The sequence below is a fragment of the Novosphingobium sp. fls2-241-R2A-195 genome (assembly GCF_030209485.1).
Classification (GTDB): Bacteria; Pseudomonadota; Alphaproteobacteria; order Sphingomonadales; family Sphingomonadaceae; genus Novosphingobium; species Novosphingobium resinovorum.
In genome coordinates this window covers 67,510-85,023 of record NZ_JARVRY010000024.1, presented here as the reverse complement: position 1 = coordinate 85,023, position 17,514 = coordinate 67,510, and the positions used below count along the sequence as shown (strand labels likewise).

The 17,514-nt window shown below is 65.8% G+C and carries 15 protein-coding genes; 10 read left to right on the top strand and 5 right to left on the bottom strand.

The genetic code is table 11. The features are described from left to right. Positions 1-26: 26 nt before the first annotated feature. On the top strand, positions 27-1,307 hold the full coding sequence (locus QRN25_RS18215) for an enoyl-CoA hydratase-related protein (RefSeq protein WP_285020616.1): 1,281 nt from the start codon (positions 27-29) through the stop codon (positions 1,305-1,307). 46 nt (positions 1,308-1,353) lie between these two features. Here QRN25_RS18215 and QRN25_RS18210 read toward each other — a convergent pair whose 3' ends face one another. Both QRN25_RS18210 and kce read right to left on the bottom strand, forming a co-directional pair. Continuing rightward, positions 1,354-2,538 carry a dihydrolipoamide acetyltransferase family protein gene (locus tag QRN25_RS18210; protein WP_285020615.1) on the bottom strand — a complete coding sequence of 395 codons (1,185 nt, stop codon included), beginning with the start codon at positions 2,536-2,538 and terminating at the stop codon, positions 1,354-1,356. A 160-nt stretch (positions 2,539-2,698) separates the two neighbouring features. Further along, the gene (gene kce, locus QRN25_RS18205) at positions 2,699-3,628 is read right to left on the bottom strand and encodes a 3,5-dioxohexanoate:acetyl-CoA acetone transferase (RefSeq protein WP_285020614.1); all 930 of its coding nucleotides are present in this window, start codon (positions 3,626-3,628) and stop codon (positions 2,699-2,701) included. Between the two features lie 478 nt (positions 3,629-4,106). On the opposite strand from kce, the gene QRN25_RS18200 reads away from it, so the two are divergent. Next, positions 4,107-6,635 (top strand): TonB-dependent receptor, encoded by a 2,529-nt coding sequence (locus QRN25_RS18200; RefSeq protein ID WP_285020613.1) that lies wholly within the window; start codon positions 4,107-4,109, stop codon positions 6,633-6,635. An 80-nt stretch (positions 6,636-6,715) separates the two neighbouring features. Here the strand turns inward: QRN25_RS18200 and QRN25_RS18195 are convergent, their stop codons facing one another. Then, on the bottom strand, positions 6,716-7,471 hold the full coding sequence (locus tag QRN25_RS18195) for an SDR family NAD(P)-dependent oxidoreductase (RefSeq protein WP_285020612.1): 756 nt from the start codon (positions 7,469-7,471) through the stop codon (positions 6,716-6,718). 117 nt (positions 7,472-7,588) lie between these two features. Here QRN25_RS18195 and QRN25_RS18190 point away from each other — a divergent pair, with 117 nt between their 5' ends. The 8 genes from QRN25_RS18190 to QRN25_RS18155 all read left to right on the top strand — a co-directional run bounded on the left by QRN25_RS18190 (position 7,589) and on the right by QRN25_RS18155 (position 15,524). Then, positions 7,589-9,949 (top strand): membrane-bound PQQ-dependent dehydrogenase, glucose/quinate/shikimate family, encoded by a 2,361-nt coding sequence (locus tag QRN25_RS18190; RefSeq protein WP_285020611.1) that lies wholly within the window; start codon positions 7,589-7,591, stop codon positions 9,947-9,949. Next, positions 9,946-10,710, top strand: coding sequence for an SDR family NAD(P)-dependent oxidoreductase (locus QRN25_RS18185; protein ID WP_285020610.1), 765 nt, complete (start codon positions 9,946-9,948; stop codon positions 10,708-10,710). The genes QRN25_RS18190 and QRN25_RS18185 overlap by 4 nt, the downstream gene beginning before the upstream one ends. A gap of 5 nt (positions 10,711-10,715) precedes the next feature. Next, entirely contained in the window at positions 10,716-11,123 is a 408-nt protein-coding gene (locus QRN25_RS18180; RefSeq protein ID WP_271181508.1) for a nuclear transport factor 2 family protein, read from the top strand. 14 nt (positions 11,124-11,137) lie between these two features. Further along, complete coding sequence (locus tag QRN25_RS18175) at positions 11,138-11,548, top strand: nuclear transport factor 2 family protein (RefSeq protein WP_036529623.1); 411 nt, start codon at positions 11,138-11,140, stop codon at positions 11,546-11,548. Between the two features lie 96 nt (positions 11,549-11,644). Further along, positions 11,645-13,438: an FAD-dependent monooxygenase gene (locus tag QRN25_RS18170; protein WP_285020608.1), complete on the top strand. Its 1,794-nt coding sequence runs from the start codon at positions 11,645-11,647 to the stop codon at positions 13,436-13,438. Next, positions 13,435-13,782, top strand: a complete 348-nt coding sequence (locus tag QRN25_RS18165; RefSeq protein ID WP_271181511.1) for a hypothetical protein — start codon at positions 13,435-13,437, stop codon at positions 13,780-13,782. Before QRN25_RS18170 ends, QRN25_RS18165 begins: the two co-directional genes overlap by 4 nt. A gap of 40 nt (positions 13,783-13,822) precedes the next feature. Further along, positions 13,823-15,085 carry an aromatic ring-hydroxylating oxygenase subunit alpha gene (locus QRN25_RS18160; RefSeq protein WP_285020607.1) on the top strand — a complete coding sequence of 421 codons (1,263 nt, stop codon included), beginning with the start codon at positions 13,823-13,825 and terminating at the stop codon, positions 15,083-15,085. A 16-nt stretch (positions 15,086-15,101) separates the two neighbouring features. Beyond that, positions 15,102-15,524 (top strand): nuclear transport factor 2 family protein, encoded by a 423-nt coding sequence (locus tag QRN25_RS18155; RefSeq protein WP_285020606.1) that lies wholly within the window; start codon positions 15,102-15,104, stop codon positions 15,522-15,524. Between the two features lie 97 nt (positions 15,525-15,621). Here the strand turns inward: QRN25_RS18155 and QRN25_RS18150 are convergent, their stop codons facing one another. Further along, positions 15,622-16,569, bottom strand: a complete 948-nt coding sequence (locus tag QRN25_RS18150; RefSeq protein ID WP_285020604.1) for a DUF7064 domain-containing protein — start codon at positions 16,567-16,569, stop codon at positions 15,622-15,624. Beyond that, positions 16,569-17,495, bottom strand: a complete 927-nt coding sequence (locus QRN25_RS18145) for a DUF7064 domain-containing protein (protein WP_285020603.1) — start codon at positions 17,493-17,495, stop codon at positions 16,569-16,571. Before QRN25_RS18145 ends, QRN25_RS18150 begins: the two co-directional genes overlap by 1 nt. Between the last annotated feature and the right edge of the window lie 19 nt (positions 17,496-17,514).

Here is a 17,514-nt window from a genome sequence, read left to right as displayed (position 1 = left end):
TGCCGCAAGCCGGCGCAGGAGAATTCATGACATTGCCCCTCCCCGATCTCACCCAATTCCGTGTCGAACGACAGGACAACGGCCTGATCCATCTCGTTTTCGACTGCCCCGACAGATCGATGAACGTCTTTTCCAACAAGGCGATCCATGAACTGGGCGCATTCGCCGAATGGCTGCACCGCGCCGACGACGTTCGCGGCGTGGTCGTCCGTTCCGGCAAGACCAGCGGCTTCTGCGCGGGCGCGGACCTGACGGAACTGGGCGTCGCCTACGAGATGATCGTCGCCGCGCCCAGGGCCGACCGTTTCGATATCGCCTTCGACCACTTCTTCCCCCTCAGCCATGCAATCCGCCGTCTGGAGACCGCAGGAAAGCCGATTGCCGCCGCCGTGGCGGGTGTCGCACTCGGCGGCGGATGCGAGTTGGCGCTCGGAGCCCACTACCGTGTCCTGACCCGTTCTCGCCGTGCGATGCTGGGCCTGCCTGAATATGCCGTGGGGCTGCTTCCCGGCGCCGGCGGAACCCAGCGCATGCCGCGCCTCGTCGGCGTCGAGGCCGGGCTGGAAGTCCTGCTTCTCGGCCGTACATACCAGGGCGAAGATGCCGTGGCTGCCGGCCTTGCCGGCGAGGTCGTGGATGAAGGCGACGAGATCGCCGCCGCCGAACGCTGGCTGCTGTCCGAGGCGGCCCACTGCGTGCAGCCCTGGGACCACCCTGACAGTGCTCCTTTGCCGCATGCCGAGATTTCCGGCGCCATCGAGCGCCATCGCGAACGCGAACTGACAAGGATGCTCGGCCACGAACCGGCCCCTCTCGCCATTCTCGACTGCGTGGAATTCGGCATCATCCAGCCGATCGATGGTGCCATCCGCGCGGAAATGTCCGTGTTCTCGGCTCTGATCCAGCGCCCCGAACCCCGCAACATGATCCGCACGATGTTCCTCGGCAAGCAGGCCTATGACAAGGCGGCAAAGGACGGCTCCCTGCCGGACAGCATCGAAGCCGCGCGGGAGGCGATCTCCACGAAGGTATCGCAGGCGTCTTCGCAATGCCCCGAATTGGCCAGCGCCCTGTTCGGAGCCCCTACCGCCGGATCTGCACCGGTCCAGCGGAGGGTCGGCATGGACTTCTGGCTTCGCGGTCGCCCGGCGGCGATGGCAGCCCTTAAGGGACTGTCGCAGGACTGCAGCGGCATAGTCGCCGACATGGACGACAGCACCCGACTGCAACTCGATCACGCACTTGCTCGCACGCTTGTTGTGCCTGCCTATATCGGCGGCCTCGCTGGCATGGCCGAACTGGTCTAGGACGTCCTCTTGCGGGAGAGTTTAGAACTCTCCCGCAAGAATTGTATCAGGAAATCAGCAGCATAGGCGCCTCGATCGCCTCACGAAACGCGGCCATGAATTGCGCGGCCAAGGCGCCGTCGATCGCGCGATGGTCGAAGCTGCCGGTCGCGGCCATGATCGTGGCCAGCGCAATATCGCCGTCGACTTTCCACGGCTGTTCCACCCCTGCCCCGATACCCAGGATCATGGCTTGCGGTGAATTGATGACCGGCACCATCTCATCGATGCCGAACATCCCCAGATTCGAGATGGTCGCGGTCCCGCCCTCGTAGTCGCCGGGCGTCAGGCGGCCTTCCCTCGCCTTCGCCGCAAGCGACCGGCCCGCTTCGGAAACAGCGCCAAGGGAAAGGGCCGCCACATCCCGGATGACCGGTGTGACGAGGCCGCCGTCGATGGCCACCGCCATGGCGATGTCGACGCGTTCGAAGCGATGAATCCGGTCCCCGGCGAACTGCACATTGGCTTCTGGAACCTGCTCCAATGCCCACGCCATCGCCTTGATAACACAGTCATTTACTGAAACGCTGGCACCGCGATGCGAGACGGCACCGTTCAATTCCCGGCGCAGTTCGAGCAATCCGTCAAGACGGCAGCGGGCGGTGAGATAGAAGTGCGGGACGGTCTGCTTGCTCTCGGTCAGGCGCCGGGCGATGGTCCTGCGCATAGTGGACAGGCTCTCGCTGCGCATCGGTATTCCCTGAGGCGCGGGCAGCGGCCGATCTTCCGCCGGGATCAGGGCAACCGATGCCGCCGTCGCAAGTCCCAGATCTGCCGCCATTATCCTGCCGCGCGGCCCCGAGCCCGCGATCGAGTCCAACCCGATGCCGCGTGCCGTGGCAAGGCGCCGGGCGAGCGATGTCGAACTGACATCCGGGGCTGAAACGGGCAATGTCTGAATCGGCTCGGCGTAGGTTTCGGCAGCAGCGAGAGGGACAGGATCGGTGTCCTCACCGGCACTCAACAGTGCCACAACGGCACCTACGGGTACATCAACGCTACCTGCAGGCACCACCAGACGCGCTATGCGGCCATCTTCGGCGGCTTCCATTTCCATGGTCGCCTTGTCGGTTTCGATCTCGGCGATCAGGTCGCCCGCCTTGACGGTATCACCCGTGCCGACCAGCCAGCGGGCAAGCGTCCCCTTCTCCATCGTCGGGGACAGCGCCGGCATTTTGAGTTCAATGGCCATTTCAGTTTCTCCGGAAACAGTTGCGTCGCTGCATTGGCGGTGGCGTCGGCATCGAAGCGCAACTGGCCCGATGCCCGCCAATCTTCAGCCCAGGGCCGCGCGCATCTCGGTGATCGTAGCGGTCATCATCGTCATCCCGATTGCTGCGAAAAGGAGCGCTTCAGAACCCCACTTTGTCCCCGCCCTTGAGGCCGAGGATTTCGCGTGCTTCGGCAGGCGTGGCGATCTCGCCGCCGAGGCCCTCGATGATCTGGCGCACTTTCGTCACCTGCTGCGCGTTGCTGGTGGCGAGCTGGCCCTTGCCGATCCAGAGGCTGTCTTCCAGTCCCACGCGCACGTGGCCGCCCATGCTGGCCGCCATCGCCGCCACCGGCATCTGGTTCGCGCCCGCGGCCAGCACCGACCAGCGGTAGTTATCGCCGAACAGGCGGTCGGCGGTGCGCTTCATGTGCATCACGTCCTCCGGGTGGGCGCCGATGCCGCCGAGCAGGCCGAAGCACGTCTGGATGAACAACGGGCCTTCGACGAGGCCTTCCTTCCAGAAATAGTGCAGGTTGTAGAGGTGCGCGGTGTCGTAGCACTCGAACTCATAGCGGGTGCCGGTCTTGTTCAGCGTTTCCAGCGCGTAGCGGATGTCCTTGAAGCTGTTGCGGAAGACCAGATCGTGACTGGCCTCCAGCATTTCGGGCTCCCAGGCGTGCTTCCACTCCCGGTCCTTCTTCAGCATCGGGAACAGGCCGAAGTTCATGCTGCCCATGTTGAGGCTGGCGACTTCGGGTTGCCACGTCTCGGCAGGCTTCACCCGGTACTCGACGGGCATGTAGGGCGAGGCGCCGGTGGTGATGTTGACCACCACGTCGCTTGCCTGCTTGATGACCTTGAGGAACGGCGCGAAGTCTGCCGGCTCATGCACCGGCTTGCCGGTCTCGGGATCGCGCGCGTGCAGGTGGACGATCGCCGCGCCTGCCTCTGCCGCCTCAAGCGCACTCTGCGCGATCTCATCGGCCGTCACCGGCAGATGCGGCGACATCGACGGCGTGTGGATCGAACCGGTCACGGCGCAGCTGATGATGGTCTTGGACTTCGGCATCTCGCCCTCCGTTTTTCGCTGCCGGTCTCTGCCAAGGCATGCGTTGTGAATGTCGATGTGATTTAAACTGTCCAAACGGTCAATATGATTCTCGCCGCGGAGCACGGCGGGACACAGAGATCGCAGGCAAAGTCGTCAAAATCGGCGAATCCAGCTCACACCTTTGCTCCCCGTCACGAATTATCTGACCATATGACTAATAGCCCGCCCAGCAAAAACAGCACAGGAATGCCGGAAGGCAAGCACCAACCGCATCGGTCATGTTCCCCATAAATCCGATATTTATCTATAAATTACAGTATATTAATCGATATTTACGCCGAATTTCAAAGCCTTTGGCAACCTGTAGATCTGCAGCAGATCACGAGTTCGAATAATGGCTTGACGCGCCAAATGCGCTCATTAGAATTCCAATTGGTCAGGTTAAGCAAATGCAACCGGCGAGCGCAAAGCGCCGCACCCATGGGGAGGATAATCGATGAAAATGCATGCACGCGCTGTGCTTTTTGCAGGCGGATCGCTGCTGTCGCTGGGTCTTTCGGCGACATATGCGGACGCGCAGACCGCAGAAACAGCGCCCCAAACCACATCGCCGCCCTCGTCCGCCAGCACGAACGAGATCGTCGTCACCGCCAACAAGCGCGAACAGAACCTTAGCGAAGTCGGCTCGTCCGTCAGCGCGGTCAGCGGCGAGGCGCTGAAGGTCCAGAACATCTCCAACATCGCGGACCTGGCGAAAGTGACGCCGGGCCTCACTTTCGCGCCGACGCCGAACGCCACGCCGGTCTACACGATCCGCGGCGTCGGCTTCTACGACAGTTCGCTGGCGTCCTACCCCGACGTCGCCGTCTACATGGACCAGTTCCCGCTGGCGCTGCCGGTGATGTCCGCGCAGACCGGCTTCGACCTCCAGCGCGTCGAAGTGCTGAAGGGTCCGCAGGGCACGCTGTTCGGGAACAACGCCACCGGCGGCGCGATCAACTTCGTCGCCAACACGCCCACACCGACGCTGGAGGGCGGCGCCACCTTCAGCTACGGCCGCTTCAACACGATCGAGGCCAACGGCTTCATCAGCGGCCCGATCACCGATACCCTGGGCGGGCGCATCGCGGTGAAGGCGGTCAACGGCGACGCCTGGCAGAAGAGCTATACCCGCGACGATCGCAACGGCCGCGCCGATACGATCGCCGGGCGCATGATCCTCGAATTCGAGCCGAGCAGCGACTTCAAGGCCTCGCTCAACCTCAACGGCTGGCGCGACCAGAGTGAACCGCAGGCCCCGCAGCGCATCGCCTTCGTGCCGCAGAACGACGTGTCCGGCGCCCCCGCCATCGCGCCGTTCACGTATGCCGACGGCCCCGTACCCTATCCGCAGGCGACCTACCCCAACGCACCGCGCAATGCCCGCGCCGCCGACTGGTCCACCGACTATCGCCCGCGGCAGGACAACCGCATGCTGCAGGGCCTGTTCCGCATGGACTACGACTTCAGCGGCATCACCGTCACGTCGCTGACCGGCTACACCGACCTCAAGTTCGACAACACCACCGAAGGCGGCGGCACCGCGCTGCGCGACCTCGACTTGCGCAGCGACAGCGGCCACATCAAGAGCTTCACGCAGGAAGTGCGCATCGCCAACGATTCCCACAACGCGCTGCGCTGGGTGGTGGGCGCGAACTACGAGCGCACCAAGGTCAACGAAGTCACCTGGCTGACCTACACCGACACCAGCTCCACTTACGTCAACGGCATCGTCGGCAGCACGTATGAAACCCGCCAGAAGATGACGAACTACGCCGCCTTCGGGAACCTGGAATTCGACGTCAACGACCAGATCACGCTCAAGGCCGGCATCCGCCAGACCCGTGCCAAGCGCGATGCCTATGCCTTCAACGGCGATCTGCCGCAGTTCCCGATCCTGCCGACCGACACCACTTTCGGCGGCACTCCGGGCGTCACGCTGACCGACTTCTTCAACGCGGTGTACGGCTCTCTCGGCCCGCTCTACGGCGGCCCGGGCTACCAGATCCCGACGATCGCGCCGGGCGGCTCGATCATCCTCGACACGCGCGGGCTGGTGCTGGGCGATCCTTCGGCGAACGATCCGGTCGATCCCGATACTTTCCTGACCGCCACCACCGTCAACATCCGCATCCGCGAGAACAGCACTTCGTGGATGGTCGGCGCGGACTTCAAGCCGGTGGACGGCCTGCTGCTCTACGCCAACGTGTCGAAGGGCTACAAGGCGGGCAGCTTCCCGCACTTGTCGGGCGCGATCTTCGATGCCTATGCGCCGGTGAAGCAGGAATCGATCATGGCCTACGAAGCGGGCTTCAAGGCCCAGCTGATGGACCGCCTGCTCACCATCAACGGCGCCGCGTTCTACTACGACTACAAGAACAAGCAGACCCGCGCGAAATTCGTCGATCCGATCTTCGGCGCGCTCGACAAGCTGCTGAACGTGCCCAAGTCCACCATCAAGGGCGCCGAACTCGAAGTCAACGCGCGCCCGATGCAGGGCCTGTCGCTCAGCGCCTCGGTGACGTACCTCGACGCCAAGGTGGACAAGTACCTCGGCGCCGTGGGCCAGACGGCGGTAAGCGGCGTGCTGGTGCCGGTGAACGCCTCGTTCAAGGGCGTCGACCTGCCGTTCTCGCCCAAGTGGCAGTACTCGCTGCGCGCGGACTACACGTTCCCGGTCAGCTCGGCGCTGGACGGCTTCGTGGGCGCGGGCCTCAACGGGCAGAGCAGTTCGGTATCGGCGCTGGTCGTGCCGGGTTCGGCCACCTTCGGGGCGACTTCCGACCTCTACGACATCAAGGCCTATACGCTGGTCAACGCCAACCTCGGCATCCGTTCCTCGGACGGCAAGTGGACGGCGTCGGTCTGGGGCAAGAACATCTTCAACACCTATTACTGGAGCAACGCCACGCAGGCTTACGACACCTTCGTGCGCTACACCGGGCGCCCGGCGGAATACGGCATCACGGTCGGCATGAACTTCTGAAGAAGAGACCTACCCTCCTGAAAAGGCCCGGAAACCGCGAGGTTTCCGGGCCACTTTTTTGCCGTTATGACAGATGAAGATCAGATGCTGGTGTGCCCGCCATCGATCGCGAACGAGGCGCCGGTGGCGAACGAGGCTTCGTCCGACAGCAGCCAGCGCACCGCGCCCGCGATCTCGGAAGGCTGGCCGAAGCGGTTCATCGGATGGACAGCGGCCAGCGCCTTTTCCAGCCCGGCATCGACCTCCATCGCGCCCTTCAGCATCGGCGTGAGCGTACCGCCCGGCAGCACCGCGTTGATGCGGATGCCCTTGGTCGCATAATCGATCGCGCCGCCGCGCGTCAGGCCCATCGCTCCGGCCTTGCTGGCGCAGTACTCGCTGCCGTTCGGGAAACCGACCATCGCGGAAGTGGAGACGATGTTGACGATCGCCCCGCCCTTGTCGAGCATCGCGCGGATCTCGTGCTTGTTGCACAGGAACAGCCCGCGCAGGTTCACCGCATGGCAGCGGTCCCACTCGTCCAGTTCGACTTCGTGCAGCAGCTTGCCGCGCTGGGGGACACCGGCGGCGTTGCAGGCGCCATCGATGCGGCCGTAGGCGCGCACCGCCGCATCGATCATCGCGGTGACCGAGCTTTCATCCGCCACGTCCGCCGCGATGCCCTGCGCGGTGCCGCCAGCCTGCCCGATCGCTGCCGCGACGGCCTGCGCCTTGCCGCCGTCGAGGTCCGCCACGGTGACCCGGCAGCCCGCCTCGCCCAGCGCAAGCGCCACCGCTTCGCCGATCCCGCTAGCACCGCCGGTGACGACGATCGACTTGTCCTGAAGACCTTTCATTCCTTCGTTCTCCCATCTTCGCATCCTTCCCCACTCGATACGGGTGGGCGTGCAATGTTTTTATTGACCATAAGGTAAGTTTAGTCCAGCCTCCTCAAAACGAACGGGGAAACGAGGATGGCGCCGAAAACGGCGAGCCGGGGCACGATTGCCCTGGGCATGGCAGTGGCTATCGCAGGTCTGGCATTCCCGGCAGGCGGGCTATGGCTCGCCGCACTGGGCGGCTCGGTCTATTACCTTCTCGCCGGAGCCGTGCTGCTGGGATCTGGCACGCTGATCGCCCTGGGGCGCGGCATCGGCGCCAAGGGCTATGCGCTATTCCTCGTGGTCACGATCGTATGGGCGGTGGCGGAAAGCGGGTTCGCGCCATGGCCGCTGACGGCGCGGCTGCTGGCCCCGGCGCTGCTCGGACTGCTTTTCCTCATTCCCGGTGCGCGCGCCTCGCTCGGCCGGGGCGCCAGCCTTGCGGCGGGTGTCGGGGCGCTGGCGCTGCTGCTGGTCGTCGGCGCGCACCTCGGGCGCGACAGCCACGACATTCGCGCGGCCGAAGCGATCGCCGCCTCGGCGCCGATCCCCGCAGACGCAGCGGGGGACGAATGGACATCGTGGGGCGGGGACAAGGGCGGCAGCCGCTTTTCCCGGCTGGCGCAGATCACGCCCGCCAATGTCGGCAAGCTCGAAGCCGCGTGGACCTTCCATACCCGCATTCCGTCCGACCCCGCCACCGGCTACCTCTCCGCCACGCCGCTGATGGTCGGCGGGCGGATGTTCCTGTGCGGGCAGGACAATTCGGTCTTCGCGCTCGATCCCGACAGCGGCCGGGAACTCTGGCGCTTCGATCCCCGGGTATCCGCCAAGGGCTCCTCCGCCGTACGCACCTGTCGCGGCGTGGCCTTCGCCCGGACCGAAGACACCGGCCGCTGCGCCGCGCGGATCGTCACCGCCACCTTCGACGGCCGCCTGATCGCGCTCGACGCCGCCGACGGCAAGCCCTGCGAGGGCTTCGGCACTAACGGCGCGGTCAACCTGTTCGACGGCATGGGACTGGTGCAGCCCGGCTTCTACTATTCCAGCGCCCCGCCCGCCATCGCCCGCGACCGCATCGTCGTCGCCGGATGGGTAGCGGACAACCAGAGCAACGATGAGCCCTCCGGCGTCATCCGCGCTTACGACGTTCGCACCGGCGCGCTCGTGTGGGCCTGGGACGCGGGCAATCCGCTGAACGTCCACGGCCCGCGCCCCGGCGAGCACTACTCGCGCTCTACGCCCAACACCTGGGCGCCGATGAGCGTCGACGATACCCTCGGCCTGATCTACGCCCCGACCGGCAATCCCACCCCCGACCACTACGGCGCGCTGCGCAGTGCGGCGAGCGAGAAGTTCGGCTCCTCGGTCGTCGCGCTGGACATCGCCACCGGGGCCGTGCGCTGGTCGTTCCAGACCGCGCATCACGACTTGTGGGACTACGACGTTCCCGCGCAGCCCAGCCTCTTCGCAGCTGGCAACACCCCCGCCATCGCGATCCCCACCAAGCGCGGCGAGACGTTCGTGCTCGACCGGCGCACAGGCAAACCGCTGCTGCCGGTCACGGAACGCACCGTCCCCAGCCGGGGGGCGGTGGAGAAAGTCGCCGCGACGCAGCCCTTCTCCGCCTTTCACTCCATGGCCGGCCCGGACCTTGCCGAGCGCGACATGTGGGGCCTCACCCCGTTCGACCAGCTCTGGTGCCGCGTGCGCTACCGGCAACTGCGCTATGACGGCAAGGCCACCCCGCCCGGCACCGACGAGGCGCTGATCTACCCCAGCATCGGCGGCGGCATGAACTTCGGCGGCGTGGCGATCGATCCCGTCCGGCGCATCGCCGTGGCCAACGCGCTCTATTACGGCACGATCATCCAGTTGGTGCCGCGCGCCGAGACCGACCGCCTGATCGCGGGCGCGGCCGCAGGCAGCCACGCGGTCACCAACTTCGGCCTGCCATTGCCGCAGGCGGGCACCCCGTTCGGTGTTCGCCTCAAGCCCCTCGCGTCGCCGCTGGGCGTGCCGTGCAATGCCCCGCCGTTCGGCCGGATCGCTGCGATCCATCTCGACACCGGCAAGGTCGCATGGGAGCGCCCGTTCGGCACCGCGCGCGATGCCGGGCCGCTGGGCCTGGCGCTCGGCCTGCCGATCCCGATGGGCGCGCCCAACTTCGGCGGATCGCTGACCACCGCGAGCGGCCTCACCTTCATCGGCGCCGCGCGCGAAAAGACCCTGCGTGCCTTCGCCACCGCGACGGGCGAGGAACTGTGGTCCGCCCGCCTGCCCGCCAGCGCGCAGACGATGCCGATGACCTACCGCAGCCCGCGCACCGGCTGCCAGTACGTCGCCACCGCCGCAGGCGGCCACAACATGCTGCAATCACCGCTTTCCGACAGCGTCGTGGCCTTCCGGCTGCCGGGCTGCTCCGCAAGCAAATCCAAGGGAGATGGGAAATGAATCGACTTCAGGACAAGGTCGCCGTGGTATCGGGCGGCGCATCGGGCATAGGCGCGGCGGTCGTGCGGCTGTTCGTCGAGGAAGGCGCGCGAGTGCTCGCCTGTGACATCCAGCCCCCGCTCGACGCCGCCTTGCGCACCCTGCTGGACGAGGCGCCCGAGAAGGTCCGCTTCACCACTTGCGACGCCTCGAAGGAGAGCGACGTCGCCGCCGCCGTCGCGCTGGCGACCGAGACCTGGGGCCGCCTCGACGCTGCCGTCGCCTGCGCGGGGGTTCCCGGACAAGGCAGCGACATCGACCTTGCGGTGGACGAATGGGACCGCATCATGGCTATCAACGCGCGCGGCGTATTCCTGCTGACCAAGCATGCGCTGCCGCCGATGATCGCGGGCGGCGGCGGTTCGATCACCAACATTTCCTCGGCCTACGGCGTCGTCGGCGCCCCCGGTTTCGCGGCCTATTGCGCATCCAAGGGGGCTGTGCGCACCTTCACCAAGTCCACCGCCGTCGAGCATGCCCACCAGCGCATCCGCGCCAACTCGATCCACCCCGGCGTGATCGAGACGCCGATGCTGCAGGGCATCTTCGACCGCAGCGACGATCCCGAAGCGACCCGCGCCGCCTTCTCCGCGCAGCAGCCCAATGGCTTCAACGGCGCACCCGGGGACATCGCCTGGGGCTGCGTCTACCTTGCCTCGGACGAGGCGCGCTTCGTCAACGGGGTCGAACTGCCGATCGATGGCGGCCTCTTGGCGGGATAGGACGAATGGCTGAAAACGCACGCATAGCCGCCGATCTCATGGCGACGTTCGGCGCCGACATGGAACCATGGTGGGCCATCGCCGACGAGGATCTCGTCCTCGAATTCCCCTTCGCCCGCTCGATCGGCATGCCGCAGCGGGTCACCGGCAAGCACGCCTCGCGGGCCTATCTGGAGAAGGTCGTCTCGGGGCTGGAGGGCCTGCGCTTCACCGGCATCACCGCAAGGGAGACCGGAAATCCGGGCGAAGTGGTGGTCGAATACGTCGGCACCTGCCCGGCACCCAATGGCACCTACGACCAGCAATACATCACCATAATGCGCTTCAAGGAGGGCAGACTGATCCTCTTCCGCGAATACTGGGACACCACGGAGGTCACCCGCGCCTTCGGCGACCTCGCCGCCGCATTCTGACAGGAGTTCTACCCATGACGACCAACAAGGACCGCGCCCTCGAAGCCTGCCGCCTCCTCTCCGAACGCGACCTCGACACCATGTTCGCCGCCTTCGCCGAGGACGGCACATGGACGATGCCCTACCTGCCCGATCGCTTCGCCTTCGCCGGCGAGCGCGACAAGACGGCGATGCGCGAACTGCTCGACGGGTTCCTCGGCGGGTTCGAGCATTTCGAATTCCATGTCGAGCAGGCGGTGGCGGACGGCGATACCGTGGCGATCCTCGGCAAGTCCTATGGCATCGGCCCGCGCTCGGCGATCTACCGCAACACCTACCACTTGTTCTTCACCTACCGCGACGGGGTGCTGCTGAAGGTGCGCGAACTGTTCGATCCTTATCAGGTGGAGGCTTACGTGGCGCAAGTCGAGGCGCAGGCCGCCTGAACTTAATATTGACTATTTGGTCAGTTGTAGCATTCTACGAAAAATGCGGCGGAGCGCCCCCGGCGCTTGAGCCAGGCAATGGAGAGGTCACGCGAAATGAAGCGAATCGAAGTCCCGGTCCTGATCGTCGGCGGCGCGGGCTGCGGGCTGGCCAGCGCGAACTTCCTCGGGCGGCTGGGCATCGAGTGCCTGGTGATAGAGCGCTATCCGGCCACCTCGCCCGCGCCCAAGGCGCATTACCTGAACCAGCGCACGATGGAGATCATGCGTGAAGAGGGGCTGGCCGATCACATCTACCGCAGCAGCACCCCGGCCGAGAACATGGCGCGCGTGGGCTGGTACACCAGCCTCGGCGGTGACGGCCCGCTCGACCGCAAGCGCATCGGCATCATCGACGCTTTCGGCGGCCACTCGCTGAAGGACGCCTACGGCGCCGACAGCCCGGTGCGCGCCGCCAACTTCGCGCAGATGTACATCGAACCGCTGCTGCTGGAGCACCTCGCCACTTACCCCACCTCGCGCATCACCTTCCATCAGGAACTCAAGAGCTTCACGCAGGACGATGACGGCGTCACCGCGCAAGTAGAGGATCGCAATTCCGGCGAAGTCTACGAAGTGCGCGCGCAGTACATGATCGCGGCGGACGGCGGGCGTCTGGTAGGACCATCGCTCGGCATCGCGATGGACGGCATCGACCGGCTGATCGACATGGTGACGGTGTGGTTCGCCGCCGACCTCTCCGAGTACATCGAGGACGAGTCGGTGATGATCCGCTGGTTCACCAACCCCGAAAAGGGCGGATCATGGGGCAGCGGCGTGATGGTCGCGCTCGGCCCCGATACGTTCGGCGCGAAAAGCAAGGAATGGCTGATGCACTTCGCCTTCCAGCCGGGCGAGGCGGGCAAGCTCGACGCGGAAACCGCGATCCCGCAGATCCGCGAACTGCTGCGCCTGCCCGATCTCGACCCGAAGATCATCCGCATGAACGACTGGCAGGTGCAGGGCGTACTGGCGCGCGAATACCGCAAGGGCCGCGTGTTCCTGGCCGGAGACGCCGCGCATCGCCATCCGCCGACCACCGGCCTTGGCCTGAACAGTGCGATCCAGGACGCGCACAATCTGGCGTGGAAGCTGGCCGCCGTGATCCGCGGCGACGCGGGCGATGCCCTGCTGGATAGCTACGAGGCGGAGCGCCGCCCGGTGGCCGCCAACAACGTGGCCTGGGCGATGATGACCTTCCAGAACCACCTGACCATCGATTCCGCGATCGGGCTGATGCCGGGCGTGCCGGTGGAGTTCAACATCGGCGCCTATCACAAGCTGTTCTCCGACACGCCCGAAGGCGCGGCGCGGCGGCAGATGGTGGCCGAAGTGATCGGCACCCAGCGCGCCGAATTCCAGGCCCACGACATCGAGATCGGCTTCCGCTACGACACCGGCGCCATCGTCCCCGACGGCACCGAGCCACCGCCGCGCGGACTGCTGGGCGATACGCATGTGCCCACCATGCGCCCCGGGCACCGCATGGCCCATGTCTGGCTTGACCACGACGACAGCCGCGTCTCCACCCTCGACCTGACCCGGCTCGACCGCTTCACCGTGTTCGTGGACGGACCTGCGGGGGACTGGACCGCCGCCGTCGATGCCGCCCGCGCGGCCAGCGGGCTGACCATCGATCTCGTCCCTGTCGGCAAGGACGAGGACTTCACGCCGGTCGACGATCGCTGGGCCAATATCTCCGGCCTGCAGCGCGGCGGGGCGATCATCGTGCGGCCCGACCAGCACGTCGCCTGGCGCGGGGCCGTGCCGGTGGCCGATGCCGGGGCCACGCTGCAGGGCGTGATCTCCACCGTGCTTGGCCGGCGCGTCGATCAGCCGGTGGCGGCGTGACCGCAGACCGCTCGCTGCCGGCGGGGTTCGAGGCGCTCGAACCCCACGTCGCCTACTGGGCGGCGGCCAGCGCGCAGCAACGGCGCGCCGCGCGCGAGGCCGCCTCGATGGAGGAGATCGAGGCGTTCTACACCGCCATGCTGGCGCTCGCGCCCGAGGCGATCCGTTCGCTGGAAGGGCGCGACATGCGCGATCTCGAAGGTGCGCCGCTGCGGCTGATGCAGCTTCTGCTCGCGCTCGCGCACGTCTCGATGGCGACCGAACTGCACCGCCAGCCGCGCGCGCCCTTTACCCCCTATCCGCACGAGGTCCGTCTGGTGGAGGGGCCGCGCATTCTCGGGTGAGACAACAGGAAAAAGCCGAAAACGGCGAAGGAGAGGAACCATGAACGATCAGGTCGCCGATTTCCGCGCGGACCGCACCAACCTGACCGCGCTGGCCGGGCTGGACACCGCGCCGGTCAGCCTCGAACCCTACCGCTCGCAGGACTGGTTCGATGCCGAAGTGCGGCAGGTGTTCAAGCGCGCATGGCTGTGCCTCGGCCGCGAGGAGCGGATCGCCGCGCCCGGCGACTACCTCGTCCAGACGCTCGAATTCGCGCGCGCCGAAGTGCTCGTCACCCGCACGAAGGAGGGGCGCATCCGCGCCTTCCACAATGTCTGCTCGCACCGCTCCAACAAGGTCGTGCTGGAGCGCAAGGGCAATGCCTCGCGCTTCATGTGCCGCTATCACAACTGGACCTACCGCAACGACGGCGAGCTTGTCGGCGTGCCGGACCAGAAGAACTTCTTCGATTTCGACCGCAAGTCCTGCGGCCTCACCCCCGTGGCCTGCGACATCTGGGAAGGGTGGATCTTCATCAACCTCCAGCGCGAGCCGGAAGTGCCGCTGGCCGAGTTCCTCGGCGCATTCGGGGAAATCTACCGGGGCATCCCCTACCCCAATGCCGACCGCTCGATCCTGTTCGAGTCCCGCCTGAAGGCGAACTGGAAGGTGATCGCCGACGCCTTCGCCGAGACCTACCACATCCCGGCGATCCATCCCGAGACGATCGGCGCCACGTTCGCCAGCAACGAGAACCCCTTCGCCCGGCCGATCAGCGCGCAGACATGGGGGCCGCACCGCTCGGTATCGACTTACGGCAACCCCGAATATGCGCCGCCGCCCGGATCGCAGGTGGAGCGCCTGTTCTACAGCAACATCGCCACCGGCAATGTGCTCTCGGCCGCCAGCCTCGACGATACCGAAGTGTTCCGGCGGCATCCGGCGATCAACCCGACCAAGTCGGCGAGCTGGGCGGTGGACGTGACCTGGCTGTTTCCGAATTTCCAGATCGACGTCTCGCCCGGCGGGTTCTGGACGCATCACTTCTGGCCGGTCAGCCAGGACGAGACGCGCTGGGAGGCCCGCTTCTACATCCCCGATGCGCCCGACGTGTGGAGCCGCCTGCAGCAGGAGCACTACATCGCGCGGCTGGGCGAGATCCTGCTCGAAGACGTCGGCAATACCGAGCGCACGCAGGAAGGCATCGCCTCGGGCGCGAAGGATACGATGCCGCTGCAGGACGGCGAAGTGATGATCCGCCACTCGCTGCACAACCTGCACAAATGGATCGAGGCCGGGACCGTGGCCGAAGCACTTGCCTGAACGGGAGACGATACCGATGAGCGAATTCGACAAGGCCCTGAGCGACCGCAACGTCGCCAATGCGCAGAAGCTGATGGCGCTGTTCGGGCACGACATGGATGCCTTCTGGGCGATGATCTCGCCCGACCTGCACATGGAGTTGCCGTTCGCGGGGACGGTGCGCCTGCCCACCGAGCTGCATGGCGAGGATGCGCTGGGCATGTTCCGCACGGCCGCCGAAGTCTTCGACGTGAAGTTCAATTCGGTGGAGGTGACCCCGCTCGCCGATCCGAACCGCGTGCTGGTGGAGTATCGCGGCTACGGCGAGCCGGGCGGCGCGGTCTACGACCAGCGCTATGTCGGCGTGCACGAATATCGGGGCGATACGCTGGTGTTCTACCGCGAATACTTCGACACCGGCGTGGTGATGAACGCGCTGGGCGCGTACCTTCCGGCCTGATCGCTCCCCTTCGTCATTGCGAGCGTAGCGAAGCAACCCAGGGCAGTCTTGAGCTGCCCTGGGTTGCTTCGCTTCGCTCGCAATGACGGGAGGAGGCTCAGTAAACTCCTGCTTCACGCACATGTTCGAGGTAGGAGATCGGCCAGCCCATCTCCATCCAGCCGCCGCCGGGATTGCCGTCGATGGTCAGGCGCGCCGCGCCTTCGTTCAGCACGAAGTTCGGCGCGGCTGGAAGCGGGAAGACCCCAAAGACATCGCCCTCCACCCGCGTGGCGCGGCCCAGTTCGTCGATGATGTCGCACTGGAACGCGGTCTGGTCGAGGCGGCTGTCGCCCTGCCAGTCTACATCGAGCGTCGCGATCTCGGCCATGACCGCGTCCTTGTAGACGTAGCCGCGCACCTGACGGCGGCCGAGGGCGTAGAACTCCCAGAAGTGCACCGAAAAGGCATCGCCCGACTGGCCCTGGAACCAGCGGTAATAATGCAGCGCATCCCAGTCACGCCGCCCCCAGCTGTGGTCGCGGTGACCGCTGCCGGTGAAGTCGATCGTCCGATCACCGATGCGCAACGTGCCGGAGACGCGGCCGCTCTGCTCGATGCGGTCGTCGGCGGCGTAGGAGGGGCAGCCGTCCTTGTGCGTCGAGTAGGCATAAGGCGGATGGAACGCCTCGTACGTAAAGGCGATCTCCGCCTCCTCGCTGCGCCACGATACGTCCGCACGGTTGAAGCTGAGGTCCTGGCGCATGGTGAAGTCGTCGATCCGCCAGTCGTCGAAGCCCATGGTATCGGGCACCTTGCGATCGGGCAGGCGCACCGCGATGGGCGCACGGCCGAGGCCCCTGCCCCAGATACCCATCGCCGCGCCCGCCATGCCGTCCTTGTCCACCCAGGTATAAGTAAACAAGGCGATCTCGTGCTCGGGCAGAACGACGCAATAGGGGATGGATTCGCGCATCAACGGCAGGTCAGGCAGGGTGTGCCGACCATCATGCACGGGGTCGATGGCCATTGCCGGCCGGGCGAGTGCTGCGGGATCGAATGCCATCAGTCTTCTCCGTTACCCGCCCAGGGGAAGCGGAAGCCGCATTCGCCGAGGCCGTACCCCTTGGTGCCGTCGGCAAGGGTATATTCCATCATGTGCTCGGTCAGCGCGAACGTATCGAGCGGGAAGGTCCAGCAGTAGAGCCGCCGCGCGGTGAAGGCGTGAACATCTCCGTCCGCATCGGTGACGCGCCAGTCCATGCCCTTCAGCGTCATGCCGTCGGCTTCGTAGATGTTGCGGTCCTCGATCGCGGTCACGCCGATCCACTTGCCGCCCTTGCCCACCATCTTGATGTAGGCGTCGTCGCCGTTGGTGGAGATGCCGTGTGTCGAGACGATCGACAGACCGTTATCGAAGATCGGCCAGGCAAGGCGGTAATGGCGCAGGAAGTCCCAGTTGCGCGGGCCCACGGCGATATCGCGGAAGCCCTTGCCGTCGATCGCGATCGTCTCGCCGTCTGCCAGCGTGATCGTGCCGGTGACGCGGCAAGTGCCCTCCATGTGGATATGGGCGATCTCCTTGGCGAAGGCGTCCTCCGCCCCGGCATCGCTGAGGTGGATCGCATCCTGCATCGGCAGGATCGCGTCCCAGGTCAGATCGACCTTGAAGTCCCGTTCATCGAAAGTGATGTGCGCCTTCGACAGCGGCTCGACCGAGCGCAGCCGCATCCCGGCGACTTCCAGCCCGTCTCCCTGCCCCAGCCGGGTGGCGGTGTAGGGCAAGTTCATGTTGGTGCGGTTGAACAGCGGCTTGCCGTCCCGGAAGAACACGAACCAGCTGTTCGTCTCGCCCAGATTCTCGAGGATGCCGACGCGGATGAAGCAGCCGATGCGCTGCGCCGGATCGTAAAAGTTGAAGTAGACGCTCTGGTTCCAGCGCGGGTGATCGTTGGCCTGCCAGTAGTCCTCGGGACTCTTTTCGACGGTCAATTGTCCTCTCCTCTTGTCG

Coding starts and splice junctions, on each gene's coding strand:
- QRN25_RS18195 (WP_285020612.1), bottom strand. CDS start 7,471: ATGAAAGGTCTTCAGGACAAGTCGATCGTCGTCACCGGCGGTGCTAGC.
- QRN25_RS18215 (WP_285020616.1), top strand. CDS start 27: ATGACATTGCCCCTCCCCGATCTCACCCAATTCCGTGTCGAACGACAG.
- QRN25_RS18155 (WP_285020606.1), top strand. CDS start 15,102: ATGAGCGAATTCGACAAGGCCCTGAGCGACCGCAACGTCGCCAATGCG.
- QRN25_RS18185 (WP_285020610.1), top strand. CDS start 9,946: ATGAATCGACTTCAGGACAAGGTCGCCGTGGTATCGGGCGGCGCATCG.
- QRN25_RS18180 (WP_271181508.1), top strand. CDS start 10,716: ATGGCTGAAAACGCACGCATAGCCGCCGATCTCATGGCGACGTTCGGC.
- QRN25_RS18170 (WP_285020608.1), top strand. CDS start 11,645: ATGAAGCGAATCGAAGTCCCGGTCCTGATCGTCGGCGGCGCGGGCTGC.
- QRN25_RS18160 (WP_285020607.1), top strand. CDS start 13,823: ATGAACGATCAGGTCGCCGATTTCCGCGCGGACCGCACCAACCTGACC.
- QRN25_RS18200 (WP_285020613.1), top strand. CDS start 4,107: ATGAAAATGCATGCACGCGCTGTGCTTTTTGCAGGCGGATCGCTGCTG.
- kce (WP_285020614.1), bottom strand. CDS start 3,628: ATGCCGAAGTCCAAGACCATCATCAGCTGCGCCGTGACCGGTTCGATC.
- QRN25_RS18175 (WP_036529623.1), top strand. CDS start 11,138: ATGACGACCAACAAGGACCGCGCCCTCGAAGCCTGCCGCCTCCTCTCC.
- QRN25_RS18190 (WP_285020611.1), top strand. CDS start 7,589: ATGGCGCCGAAAACGGCGAGCCGGGGCACGATTGCCCTGGGCATGGCA.
- QRN25_RS18150 (WP_285020604.1), bottom strand. CDS start 16,569: ATGGCATTCGATCCCGCAGCACTCGCCCGGCCGGCAATGGCCATCGAC.
- QRN25_RS18210 (WP_285020615.1), bottom strand. CDS start 2,538: ATGGCCATTGAACTCAAAATGCCGGCGCTGTCCCCGACGATGGAGAAG.